General features: G+C 70.1%; 12 protein-coding genes. 5 read left to right on the forward strand and 7 right to left on the reverse strand.

What is annotated here, in order from left to right:
• Positions 1-3: 3 nt before the first annotated feature.
• The 6 genes from kdpA to DN771_RS21965 all read right to left on the reverse strand — a co-directional run bounded on the left by kdpA (position 4) and on the right by DN771_RS21965 (position 5,013).
• Positions 4-1,731 carry a potassium-transporting ATPase subunit KdpA gene (gene kdpA, locus DN771_RS21945; RefSeq protein ID WP_116999709.1) on the reverse strand — a complete coding sequence of 576 codons (1,728 nt, stop codon included), beginning with the start codon at positions 1,729-1,731 and terminating at the stop codon, positions 4-6.
• Between the two features lies 1 nt (position 1,732).
• On the reverse strand, positions 1,733-1,834 hold the full coding sequence (locus tag DN771_RS30925) for a K(+)-transporting ATPase subunit F (protein WP_116999710.1): 102 nt from the start codon (positions 1,832-1,834) through the stop codon (positions 1,733-1,735).
• Entirely contained in the window at positions 1,831-2,001 is a 171-nt protein-coding gene (locus tag DN771_RS29740; RefSeq protein WP_162942264.1) for a hypothetical protein, read from the reverse strand. The genes DN771_RS30925 and DN771_RS29740 overlap by 4 nt, the downstream gene beginning before the upstream one ends.
• Positions 2,002-2,145: 144 nt before the next feature.
• Entirely contained in the window at positions 2,146-2,352 is a 207-nt protein-coding gene (locus DN771_RS21955) for a hypothetical protein (protein ID WP_116999711.1), read from the reverse strand.
• 79 nt (positions 2,353-2,431) lie between these two features.
• Positions 2,432-3,826, reverse strand: coding sequence for a xylulokinase (gene xylB, locus DN771_RS21960; RefSeq protein ID WP_116999712.1), 1,395 nt, complete (start codon positions 3,824-3,826; stop codon positions 2,432-2,434).
• Positions 3,823-5,013, reverse strand: a complete 1,191-nt coding sequence (locus DN771_RS21965; protein WP_116999713.1) for an ROK family protein — start codon at positions 5,011-5,013, stop codon at positions 3,823-3,825. Before DN771_RS21965 ends, xylB begins: the two co-directional genes overlap by 4 nt.
• Before the next feature lie 214 nt (positions 5,014-5,227).
• On the opposite strand from DN771_RS21965, the gene DN771_RS21970 reads away from it, so the two are divergent.
• The 5 genes from DN771_RS21970 (at position 5,228) to DN771_RS21990 (ending at position 11,465) form a co-directional block, all read left to right on the forward strand.
• The gene (locus tag DN771_RS21970) at positions 5,228-6,784 is read left to right on the forward strand and encodes a sugar ABC transporter ATP-binding protein (protein WP_205528713.1); all 1,557 of its coding nucleotides are present in this window, start codon (positions 5,228-5,230) and stop codon (positions 6,782-6,784) included.
• The gene (locus tag DN771_RS21975; protein WP_116999714.1) at positions 6,781-7,854 is read left to right on the forward strand and encodes an ABC transporter permease; all 1,074 of its coding nucleotides are present in this window, start codon (positions 6,781-6,783) and stop codon (positions 7,852-7,854) included. Before DN771_RS21970 ends, DN771_RS21975 begins: the two co-directional genes overlap by 4 nt.
• Before the next feature lie 168 nt (positions 7,855-8,022).
• Positions 8,023-9,042 (forward strand): substrate-binding domain-containing protein, encoded by a 1,020-nt coding sequence (locus tag DN771_RS21980; protein WP_116999715.1) that lies wholly within the window; start codon positions 8,023-8,025, stop codon positions 9,040-9,042.
• A 107-nt stretch (positions 9,043-9,149) separates the two neighbouring features.
• On the forward strand, positions 9,150-10,331 hold the full coding sequence (locus DN771_RS21985) for a Gfo/Idh/MocA family protein (protein WP_116999716.1): 1,182 nt from the start codon (positions 9,150-9,152) through the stop codon (positions 10,329-10,331).
• Between the two features lie 126 nt (positions 10,332-10,457).
• Positions 10,458-11,465, forward strand: a complete 1,008-nt coding sequence (locus tag DN771_RS21990) for a sugar phosphate isomerase/epimerase family protein (RefSeq protein ID WP_116999717.1) — start codon at positions 10,458-10,460, stop codon at positions 11,463-11,465.
• 89 nt (positions 11,466-11,554) lie between these two features.
• Here DN771_RS21990 and DN771_RS21995 read toward each other — a convergent pair whose 3' ends face one another.
• Positions 11,555-12,595 (reverse strand): LacI family DNA-binding transcriptional regulator, encoded by a 1,041-nt coding sequence (locus tag DN771_RS21995; RefSeq protein WP_420810935.1) that lies wholly within the window; start codon positions 12,593-12,595, stop codon positions 11,555-11,557.
• Between the last annotated feature and the right edge of the window lie 42 nt (positions 12,596-12,637).

Genomic DNA, 12,637 nt, shown 5'->3' on the forward strand with positions numbered 1-12,637 from the left:
ACCTCAGGACAGCGACAGGTGCTCGAGGATGGGGCCGAGAGCGAGAGCGGGGAAGAAGGTGAGGCCGGCGACGATGACGATCACGCCGACGACGAGCCCGCCGAACAGCGGGTTGTGCGTCGGCATCGTGCCGCTGGTGGCAGGGACCCGGGGTTTGGCGGCGAGCGACCCGCCGATGGCGAGCGCCGGGATGATCAAGAAGAAGCGCCCGGCGAGCATCGCCAGGCCCTGCGTGATCGTGTACCAGTCCGTGCCGGTGCCCTGGTAGGCGAACGCCGAGCCGTTGTTGTTTGCCGCCGAGGCGAAGTTGTAGAGCAGCTCGGACAGTCCGTGGGGCCCGTCTTGGAACGTTCGGGCACTCTTCAGCAACGTCGAAGCCGCGGCGAACGAGAGCAGCACGATCGGCATCGTCAAGATGTAGAGCGTGAGGAGCTTCATCTCGACCGCCTGGATCTTCTTGCCGAGGTACTCGGGTGTTCGTCCGACCATCAAGCCGGCGATGAAGACAGCGAGGAGCGCGAACACGAGCATGCCCATCAACCCGACCCCGACGCCGCCTGGGGACACCTCTCCGAACATCATGCTGACCATCGGCGCGGTCCCGCCGAGCGGCGTCATCGAGCCGTGCATGCAGTTGACCGATCCGTTCGACGTGTTGGTGGTGGACGCCGACCAGACGCCGCAGGCGGCGGCACCGAAACGGACCTCCTTGCCCTCCATGTTCCCGCCCGACTGCGTGACCGACAGCGACTGGTCCACGCCGGCCATGGTCAACTCGGGGTTGCCGTTCTGCTCGGCGAACACAGCGAGAGCCGTGGCGAGGACGAGCAGCACCGCCATCACCCCGATCAGCAGGCGGGACTGGCGGCGGTCCTTGACGAGGTAGCCGAACGCCACGACGAAGGCGAACGGGACGACGAGGATCGACCAGGTCTGGACGAAGTTGCTGATCGTGTTGGCGTTCTCGAACGGATGAGCGGAGTTGACGTTGAAGAAGCCACCGCCGTTCGTTCCGAGCTGCTTGATGGCGACCTGCGAAGCGGCCGGGCCGCCCGGGATCAGTTGCTCGGAGATGCCCGACAGTCGATCGAGTGTCGTCGCGGTGGTCGAACCCCGGAAGTTCTGGATGACGCCTTGCGACACGAGGACGAGGGCGACCACCATCGAGAGCGGCAGCAGGATGCGAGTGACGGTCCTGGTCAGGTCGACCCAGAAGTTCCCGAGCGTCCGGGATCCGGTGCGGGTGATCCCGCGGATGATCGCGATCGCGACCGCCATACCGGCGGCCGCCGACACGAAGTTCTGCACCGTCAGGCCGAGCATCTGGCTGAGGTGGCTCAACGTCATCTCCCCGCCGTACCACTGCCAGTTGGTGTTCGAGACGAAGCTGATCGCGATGTTGAGCGCACCGAACGAGCCGACTCCATCGCGCCCCGTCGGGTTGAACACGAGAGAACCCTGTAGGCGGAGCATCACGTAGAGCACAACGAGCGACACGATGCTGAACGCGAGGAGCGAGCGCGCGTACGCCGACCAGCGCTGCTCCCGCCGGTGGTCGACACCCGTGAGGCGATAGATCGTGCGTTCGATGGGCCCGAAGAAGCGATCGAACGGGGCGCTCCCGTCGGGCCTCGAGCCGTACACCGCCGCCATGTAGCGGCCGAGCGGCGGAACCGTCGCGATCAGGACGAGGACGAGCGCGACGATCGACGTCGTTGCTTGCCAGGACATGTCAGAACCGTTCCGGGAAGGCGATGACGACGATCAGGTACAACACGATCAGGGCGGCGATGCCGAGGCCGATCCAGTTGTCGGCGGCCGATGCGGCGATCATGACTGCGTTCCCGCCGCAGTGGGGTCATGGGCACCACCGAACGCCTCGTGCTCGTCGCCCGAGATGTCAGGCCAGTCGTTCTCGACGATGCGCTCGCACCACGAGACGTAGGCCGCAGCGAGACCGAAGAACCCGAACACGATGATCGTGGCAATCAGATCGTTCACCTCGATCGATCTATCGATGTGAACCGGGCCGGCGCCGGAACTTCACGGCTTCTTCACGACCGACGGCCAAATCTTCGCGATTCCTTTGCGCTCATCGACCGCCGGGCTCTCGGGCTCGCCCGTGCCCGCGCCTGAGGGAGCCGGTCAGAGCACCAGGGTGGCGAGGCCCCAGACCGCGCCGACGAGGCCGATCGCGGCCATCAGCATCGACCGGGCGAGCGGCGCCCGATCGAGATCGCCCTCGGCCTGGGGACGCTCCGGCGGCCGCACGATGGCCATCACGTTGCCGACCAGCAGTGCGCCGCCGAGGGCGAGCAGCAACCAGGCCAACAGATCGTCGCCGAGGAACACATCGACAGTCTGCCGGGGTGGCCAGCGCTTGCGATCAGGGCGCGAGCGGTGACAGATCTCTCACGAGGGTCGTGTGATGTCAGCCGTGGGTCGCCGTGCGCCACTCGGCGTACGCCCCACGCACCGCTGCGCCGGCATTCGAGTCGGTGGGCGACGCGACCGACTCGGTGGCGACGGGCCAGTCGGGCAGCTCGCCGGTGAGCGCCCACGCCGCCTGTCGGGCGGCGCCGACGGCCACGTACTCACCGGGCACGGGAACCGCCACGTCGACCCCGAAGACATCGGGGGCGATCTCGCGCACGGCTCGTGAGCGCGCGGCACCGCCGATGAGCAGCACGCGAGCCGGCTCGACGCCGACGGCACGGAGCGCATCGAGCCCGTCGGCGAGACCGCACAGCACGCCTTCGACGGCGGCGCGCGCCACGTTGGCGGCCGTCATGTTCTCCCGGCGCATGCCGTGCAACGATCCCGAGGCGTCCGGCAGCGCCGGCGTTCGTTCGCCGTCGAGATACGGCAGCATCGTCAGGCCTCCGCTCCCCGGCGAGGCGGTCAGGGCCAGTTCGGCCAGTTCGTCGACGTTCGTGCCGAGCATCGCCGCGGTGGCGTCGAGGACGCGCGCCGCGTTCAGCGTGCACACCAGCGGCAGGAAGCGGCCCGTGGCGTCGGCGAAGCCGGCCACGGCACCGGTGGCATCGGAGGATGGCGCGTCGGCGCAGGCGAACACCGTGCCGCTCGTGCCGAGCGACACCACCACGTCACCGGGCCGGAGTCCGAGGCCGAGGGCCGCTCCCATGTTGTCGCCCGTCCCCGCGGCCACGGCTGCACCGGACGCCGTGGTGCCCACCGTCTCGGCCGGCCCGGCCACCCGCGGCACGATGAGCGACCGGCCGAAGGCGAGCTCGACGAGATCGGCGCGGTACTCACCCGCGCGCGGCGACCAGTAGCCGGTGCCCGACGCGTCGCCGCGATCGGTCGTCAGGGCGTCGATGTCACCGCCACCGAGCAGGCGCCACGTGAGCCAGTCGTGCGGCAGGGCGACGGCGGCGACGCGGCGCGCCGCGTCGGGCTCGTTCCTCGCCAGCCAACGCAGCTTCGTCACCGTGAAGCTGGCGACGAGCTCGGACCCGACGGCGTCGCTCCAACAGCCGGGTCCGCCGACCTCGGCGGTGAGCTCGGCGGCCGCACCGGCCGAGCGGTTGTCGTTCCAGAGCAGGGCCGGACGGACGATCGATCCGCCGGCACTCAGCGTCACCATGCCGTGCTGCTGGCCGGCCACACCGATCGCGGCGACGGCATCGAGACGGCCGTCGCCGGCGGCCCCGAGGGCGTGCCACCAGTCCTCGGGGTCGGCCTCGGTGCCGTCGCGGTGCGGCGCTCGACCCTCGTCGACGATCCGGCCGGTCGCCACGTCGCACACGACGACCTTGCACGACTGCGTCGACGAATCGACGCCGGCCACGCGTCGTGCGCTCATCGGCCGGCCGCCACCCGCGGCTCGTGACGGGCGAGTTCCGCCTCGACCAGGCCGGGAGCGAGCACGGTGTCGCACAGCAGCGCCGCCGCCCCGATCACGCCCGATTGCTCGCCGCCGACGGCCGCGACGATCTCGAGCTTCGCCGTGGCGAGCGGCAGTGAGCGTTGGTAGACGACCTCACGCACCCCCGCGAGCAGCGACTCACCGGCCATCGCCAACGATCCCCCGATCACGATCACACTCGGATTGAGCAGGCTGACCGCAGTGGCGATCACCTCGCCGATCATACGGCCGGCAGCACGCACGAGTTGGTCGGCGACGACCGACCCCTGCAAGACGAGGTCGGCCACATCGCGGCTGGACCGGGCCGGAATGCCCTGCTCGGCGAGCTGGGCGGCGATCGCCGCCCCGCTGGCGACCGCTTCGAGGCATCCCGTGTTCCCGCAGCGGCACACTGCATCGGATTCGTGGGGAACGTGGATGTGGCCCATGTCGCCGGCTGCGCCCTGGGCGCCGCGCCGGACGGCGCCGTCGATCACCATGCCCGAGCCGATGCCGGTGGCGACCTTGACGAACAGGAGGTGATCGACGTCGGAGAAGGCGATGTACCGCTCACCAAGAGCCATCACGTTCACGTCGTTGTCGACGACCACGGGGCAGCCGAGCCGGCCGCCGACGAAGCCGGCGACGTCGAAGCCGTGCCAGCCGGGCATGATCGGCGGGTTGACGGGCCGGCCGGTGGCGAACTCGACCGGGCCGGGCAGGCCGATGCCCATGCCGGCCAGCTCCTCGGGACCACGCCCGATGCGGCGCAGCATCGATCGGCCGTGATCGACGATCCAGCCGAGGACGTGGCGCGGGCCGCGACCGATGTCGACGTCGATCACCTCGCTGTCGAGCACGCGGGCGGCGAGGTCGGTGGCGGCGAGACGGACGTGCGTGGCGCCCACGTCGGCGGCGAGCACGACACGCGCGCTCGGATTGAACGCGAAGCGCGTCGGCGGGCGGCCGCCCGTCGATGCCGCCTCCCCCACCGGCTCGAGCAGCGCCGCGGCCAACAGGGCGTCGAGCCTCTGGGCCACGGCGGCACGGCCGAGTCCGCTGATCTCGGAGAGCTCGCTACGCGTGCGCGGGCGGCGGTCACGCAGCGCGTGCAACATCGCGCCGGCCCCCGAGACGTTCACCATCGCCGTCCCGTCAGGCGCCCGCCCAGCGGCCCCTCTCCGATCACGTCGATCTGGTTCATGCGGCCGTCCATCCGGTCCAGGAGGTTCTCACACTCGCCCCGTTGCGGACCATAACGCACTTCTGATCCTGATGACGGGACTTTTGCTTGACTCTACGCAAAAGTCCTGCCATCGTCACGTTCGTGCCTCGGGGGACGGAACGAGCGGCGGAGCGATGAGCGAGTTGCTGGCCATGCACGGGATCGTCAAGCGATTCCCGGGCGTCGTCGCGCTCAGCGGCGTGGACCTCGACGTCCGGGCCGGTGAGGTCCACTGCCTGCTCGGCCAGAACGGCGCCGGGAAGTCGACGCTGATCAAGATCCTGTCCGGCGCCTACCAACCCGACGAGGGCACGGTGATCTGGAACGGCGAGCAGGTCACCATCTCCGGACCCACCGCCGCCCTGCAGCTGGGTGTGGCGACGATCTATCAGGAGCTCGACCTCGTCGACGGACTGTCCGTGGCGGAGAACATCTTCCTCGGCCATGAGCGCTCGACGGGCGGACTCGTCCGCCGCGGCGACACCGCGCGCGAAGCGCGAGCCCTGCTCCGCCGCCTCGGCCACGGCGACATCTCGCCCGGTCGTCTCCTCGGCAGCCTCTCGGCGGCGGCCAAGCAGATCGTCAGCATGGCCCGGGCGCTCTCGTACCACAGCCGCCTCATCGTGATGGACGAGCCGTCGGCCGTGCTCGACCAGGGCGAGGTGGACAAGCTCTTCCGGGTCATCGACGACCTCACCGCCGAGGGAGTCGCCATCGTCTACATCACGCACCGGCTCGAGGAGATCCGGCGCATCGGCGACCGCGTCACGGTGCTCAAGGACGGCGCCACCGTGGCGACCGGGCTGTCGGCCAAGGACACCCCGACGCCCGAGCTGATCCGGCTGATGACCGGCCGCTCGATCGAGTACGTGTTCCCCGCGCGACGCGAGCCGGTCACCGGCGCCGCCCCAGTGCTCGAGGTGCACGGTCTGGCCAGCGGGCGGTCGTTCTCCGACGTGTCCTTCACGGTGCACGCCGGCGAGGTGATCGGGCTCGCGGGTCTCGTGGGCGCCGGCCGGTCCGAGATCGTCGAGACGATCTACGGAGCGCGGCGACGCTCGGCCGGAACCGTGCTCGTCGACGGCGTCCGGCTGCGCCCCAACTCCGTGCCCGCGGCCGTGCGCGCCGGCGTCGGGCTCGCCCCCGAGGAGCGCAAGGCGCAGGGGTTGCTGCTCGACGAGGCCGTCTACCGGAACATCACGATGTCGTCGTTGCGGCGCTTTGCCACCGGCGGCTTCGTGAACTCGCGCCGCGAACGCAACGAGAGCCTCGGGCTGACCCAGTCGCTCGACGTCCGTCCAGCGGGGGTCGACCGCGCCGCGCGCATGCTGTCGGGCGGCAACCAGCAGAAGATCGTGCTCGCCCGCTGGCTGCTCCACGGATGCCGGGTGCTTCTGCTCGACGAGCCCACTCGCGGCGTCGACGTCGGCGCCCGCTCCGAGCTGTACGAACTGATCCGCGCGCTCGCCGACTCCGGCGTCGCCGTCGTCGTCGTGTCCAGCGAGATCGAAGAGGTGCTCGGCATCGCCGATCGCGTCCTCGTCATCAGCGACGGCCGCGTCGTGCACTCCGGCCCGGCCGACGAGCTGACCGAACCCGCCGTGCTCGACCTGGTGATGACGTCGACCGACCCCGATGCCGCACCGTCCACCGGTCCCCCCGCATCCGAACCCACGGAGTCGTTCGCATGAGTGACCTTTCCTCGGGCGATCTGCCGGCCACGGCGTCGCTCGGTCCGACCAACGCCGGTCCCATCCCCGTCGACGCCGGTGCCGCCCCTGCGGTGTGGACGACGGGTGCGTTCTGGCGCCAGATCGGCCTGCTCGTCGCGTTCGCCGTGCTCTGCCTCGTGGGCGTGCTGTCGGCTGGAGGACGCTTCGCCAGCGTCGACAACGCCCTCGTCATCCTCCGTTTGGCGGCCATCATCGGCGTGATCAGTGTCGGCATGACGTTCGTCATCACCGCCGCCGGGATCGACCTGTCCGTCGGCGCCAACGCCGCGCTGGCATCGGTGATGGCCTCGTCAGTCGGCGTTCAGAAGTGGTCGAACGACCACCACTGGATCGCCATCGTCGCCGTCGCCCTGTTCTTCGGCGCCCTCGTGGGACTCGTCAACGGCGTACTGATCGCCTATGGCAAGGTCGTGCCGTTCATCACCACGCTGGCGATGTTGGCCAGCGCCCGTGGCCTCGCCGAGATCAAGTCGAACCGCAAGACGCAGATCGCGGACGTGCGGGCGTTCGAGGAGTTCTTCAACCGAGCGCCGATCCCCATCCCGTTCACCGGCAAGGCGCTGCCGATGATCGTCGTCGTGTTCGTCCTCGTCGCCGCCGCCGGATGGGTCCTGCTCAACCGCACGACGTTCGGCCGGCGCACGTTCGCCGTCGGCGGCAACCCCGAGGCTGCCCGCCTCGCCGGCATCAACGTCCGGCGCCACACGGTGTTGCTCTACGTGCTGCTCGGCGTGTGCTGCGGCATCGCCGCCGTGCTGATCATCGTGCGCACGACCACCGGTAGCGCCACCCACGGTCAGCTCTGGGAACTCGACGCCATCGCCGCCGTCGTGATCGGCGGGACGCTGCTGTCGGGCGGGCGTGGCTCGATCACCGGGACCGTGATCGGCGTGATCATCTTCTCGACGCTCACCAACGTCTTCACGCTCAACAACCTCTCGATCTCGGCACAAAACGTTGCCAAGGGGGCGGTCATCGTGGCGGCCGTGCTGCTCCAGCAGCTCGTGGCGTCCCGAAGCGACCGTTGACAACAGGACGCCGGTCCACCGACCGGCAGCCATCCAACGCCGGCCGCAGGCTCGGCACCACCACAACCACCATGACGCCGGGCGCACGTTCGGCACACCCAACGCCGGCCGCAGGCTCGGCACATCAACGCCGGCCGCAGGCTCGGCACATCAACAAGGAGCTGACCAATGTCCAAGCGCATCACGTCCACCCGTAGCGGCCTCCGCCGCGCCGGCCTGGCCCTCGGTGCCGGTGCCGTCATCGCCGGCGGCGTCGCCGGTTCTGCGGCGGCCACCACCGAGCCCGCCGGTGACGGCGAGCAGATCGTCATCGGGTTCTCGGCCCCGGCCGCCGACCACGGCTGGATGGCCGCCATCACCGAGAACGCCCGCGCCTACGCCGAGGCCAACCCCGACATCGACCTGCGCGTCGCCGACGGGACCAATGACGTCAACCTGCAGATCAGCCAGGTGGAGACGTTCATCAACGATGGCGTCGACGCCATCGTGCTCCTGCCGTTCGACGGCGCCGCGCTCACGCCTATCGCCCTCCAGGCGATGGAGGCCGGCATCCCCGTCATCAACGTCGACCGCGAGTTCGACGATCCCAACGCGTCGCGGGCGACGATCCTCGGCGACAACTACGGCATGGGCGTGTCGGCGGGCCAGTACATCTGCGGCGAGCTCGGCGACAACCCCGACGCCGTGGTGGCCGAGATCCAGGGCATCGCCTCGCTGCCGCTCACGCAGGACCGCAGCCGCGGCTTCGCCGACGCCCTCGCCGAGTGCGGCCTCGACGTCGACAACCAGGTGTCGGCCGAGTTCACCGTGGAGTCGGGCGAGGAGGCGGCGGCCAACCTGCTGCAGGCGGCCCCGCAGATCGACGCCATCTGGAACCACGACGACGACCAGGGCGTCGGTGTGATGGCGGCGATCGCCACCGCCGGCCGCGACGAGTTCTTCGTCGTCGGAGGGGCCGGCTCGGCCAACGTGATGCGTGAGATCCAAGAGGGCGGGCTCGTCAGGGCGACGGTCATCTACCCGGCGTCGCAGGGCGCCGACGGTGTGGCCCTGGCCCGGCTCGTGGCCAACGGTGAGGCGCTGGCCGACCTCGTCGACGTCGAGGTGCCCCGGCTGATCCAGCTCTACGCCCCGGTCGTGACGGCCGACAACGTCGACCAGTACATCGACTCGGCCTTCGAGAGCTGACGCTCCCGCGCCACTGACCCCACGTTCCTGTACTGATCCCTTCTCACCGGCGAGAAGGGATCAGTACAGGAACTCCGACCGACCCCCCTGAATCTGTAAGGACCGCGATGAACACCCTCGGCGTCGGCATGGTCGGCTACGCCTTCATGGGAGCTGCCCACTCCCACGCCTGGCGCACCGCACCCCGCTTCTTCGACCTCCCTCTGCTGCCCGCGATGAACGTCATCGGCGGGCGCCACCCCGACGCCCTCGCGACCGCCGCCGACCGGCTCGGGTGGGCGCACACCGAGACCGACTGGCGGGCGCTGATCGCCCGCGACGACGTCGACCTCGTCGACATCTGCACCCCCGGCGACACGCACGCCGACATCGCCATCGCCGCCCTCGAAGCCGGCAAGCACGTGCTGTGCGAGAAGCCGCTCGCCAACACGGTCGCCGAGGCCGAAGCGATGGCCGAGGCGGCGGCCACCGCCGCGGCCGGCGGCGTACGATCGATGGTCGGCTTCACGTACCGTCGCGTCCCCGCGATCGCGCTCGCCCGCCAGCTCGTCGCCGAGGGGCGTGTCGGGCGCATCCACCACGTCCGCGCCCAGTACCTGCAGGACTGGATCGTCGATCCGGAGGCCCCGCTGTCGTGGCGACTGCAGAAGGCCAAGGCCGGCTCGGGCGCCCTCGGCGACATCGGCGCCCACATCGTCGACCTCACGCAGTTCATCACCGGTGACCGCATCGCCTCGGTGTCGGGCCTGCTCGAGACGTTCGTCACCGAGCGGCCCGTGGCCGCCGCCTCCGCCGCAGGCGAGGGGTCGACGATCGGCGGCGGAGCGGCGGGCGCCGAGCGCGGGCCGGTCGACGTCGATGACGCCGCGGTGTTCATCGCCCGCTTCGCCGGAGGCGCCGTCGGCTCGTTCGAGGCGACGCGCTTCGCCAACGGGCGCAAGAACGCCATCCGCATCGAGATCAACGGCTCGCTCGGCAGCATCGCCTTCGACTTCGAGGACATGAACCTGCTGCACCTCTACGACGGCACCGAGGCGTCCGAGACCGCCGGGTTCCGGCGCATCATCGTCACCGAACCGACCCATCCGTACGCCGGCGCGTGGTGGCCGCCCGGCCATCTGCTCGGCTACGAGCACGGCTTCACCCACCAGGTCGTCGACCTCGTCCGCGACATCGCCGAAGGACGTGACCCGGCGCCGTCGTTCGCCGACGGGCTGAACATCCAGCGCGTGCTCGCCGCCGTCGAGGCGAGCGCCGCCGACGGCACGTGGAAGGAGGTGGCCACGTGAGCCCGTTCACGCCGACCCGTGAGGACGAGTTCCCGCTCGACCCCGAAAACCTGATTCTCAGCCGTCCCTGGTCGCGAAATCGCGACCAGGGCAGTACAAGAACCGCTCGTTGAGAGGAGCTGTCACATGCCTCGTCCCGTCACGTTGTTCACCGGTCAGTGGGCCGACCTGCCCTTCGAAGAGGTCGCCCGCCTCGCCTCGGAATGGGGCTACGACGGCCTCGAGATCGCCTGCTGGGGCGATCACTTCGATCCGTGGCAGGCGGTGGACGACGACGCCTACGTCGCGGCCAAGCGCGACCTGCTCGAGCGCCACGGCCTCGGCGTGTGGGCGATCTCCAACCACCTCACCGGCCAGGCGGTGTGCGACGACCCGATCGACGCGCGCCACCAGGGCATCCTGGCGCCGCGCATCTGGGGTGACGGCGATCCCGAAGGGGTTCGCCAGCGCGCCGCCGAGGAGATGAAGGTGACCGCCCGGGCCGCGGCGAAGCTCGGTGTCAAGACCGTCATCGGCTTCACCGGCTCGTCGATCTGGAAGGCGGTGGCGATGTTCCCGCCGGCGAGCCAGGACTTCGTCGACGCCGGCTACCGGGACTTCGCCGATCGGTGGAACCCGATCCTCGACGTGTTCGACGAGGTCGGCGTACGGTTCGCCCACGAGGTGCACCCGTCCGAGATCGCCTACGACTACTGGACGACCGTCCGCACACTGGAGGCGATCGAACACCGGCCGGCCTTCGGGCTGAACTGGGATCCGAGCCACTTCGTGTGGCAGGACCTCGACCCGGTCGGCTTCATGTACGACTTCCGGGACCGCATCTACCACGTCGACTGCAAGGACGCGAAGCGTCAGGTCGGCAACGGGCGCAACGGGCGCATGGGCTCACACCTGGCCTGGGCCGATCCCCGCCGCGGTTGGGACTTCGTGTCCACCGGCCATGGCGACGTGCCGTGGGAGACGTGCTTCCGCATGCTCAACACGATCGGCTACGACGGCCCGATCAGCATCGAGTGGGAGGACGCCGGCATGGATCGCCTCGTCGGCGCCCCCGAGGCCCTCGAGTTCGTCCGCCGGTTGGCGTTCGACGCTCCATCGGCGGCGTTCGACGCGGCCTTCAGCAGCAGCGGCTGACCCACCCCGAACGGCGGCGATCGGTGAGCTCACGGCGCGGACATCCGCGCCGTGAGCTCACACTTCGAGCAGGGCGGCCGGCCACGACGTCAGTGTCTCCGACGCCGGTGTGGCGGTGGGGCGGTGCTCTGCCGGATCACGAGCTCGGGACTGATTCGGACGCTCGCCGCCGGCTCATTGCGCAGGATGCGCTCGAGCACGTCGACGCAGCGCCCCGCGAGCGTGGTGAAGTCCTGCCGCACGGTGGTCAGGCCGGGCCGGAAGTACGCCGACTCGGGCAGGTCGTCGAAGCCGGCGACCGAGACGTCGAGCGGGACGTCGAGACCCGCCTCCCCGAGTGCGGTCAGCAGCCCGAGCGCCATCTGGTCGTTCGCCGCGAAGACGGCCGTCGGCACACCGTCGGCGACGAGACGCTGCCCGGCCTGGTAGCCCGACTCCGAGCTCCAGTCGCCCTGATAGACGCGCGACGTGTCGTGACCCGCGCGTTGCAGCTCGCTCCGCCAGGCGCGCCAGCGGGCGGCGGCCTCGGCCGAGTCGGGCGGGCCGGTGATGAAGGCGTGATCACGGTGGCCGAGCTGCACGAGGTGCTCGGTGACGAGCAACGCCCCTTTGCGGTTGTCCATCGCCACGGACACGAGCGACCTCCTGGCCGGTCGGTAGTCGGCGCACAGGGTGACGACCGGCATGTCGTTCGACACGACGCGCGCCGCGTCGAGCCACGCCTTCTCCGGAGCGATCAGCACCACCGCCTCGGCGGCCTGATCCTTGAAGTGCTCGACGGCGGCGTCGAGCGCCGCGGCCGAGCTGTCGGCGACGCTGGCAAGGCTGACGAAGAACCCGGCCTTGCGTGCCGCCACCTCGACTTCCATCATCGACCGCGTCGGCCCATACAGGTGGGTGCGCGGCGTGAGCAGCCCGATCACCCCCGACCGGTGGGTCACCAACGACCGCGCCGCTGCATTGCGCCGATACCCCAGCTCGGCGATGGCCTGTTGCACCCGCTCCCTCGTCGCCGGACGAACGTGGGGCTGATCGTTGAGAACGCGCGACACCGTCTGATGCGACACCTTGGCCACTCTGGCGACGTCGTGGAGACCGGGTCGCCTCGAAGCGACCGTGTGATCACGCACCGTCGTCGCGTCCGGGAGTGATGGCGCGGTGCACGACGAAAG

The sequence above is a fragment of the Desertimonas flava genome (assembly GCF_003426815.1).
In the GTDB taxonomy this organism is placed as follows: domain Bacteria; phylum Actinomycetota; class Acidimicrobiia; order Acidimicrobiales; family Ilumatobacteraceae; genus Desertimonas; species Desertimonas flava.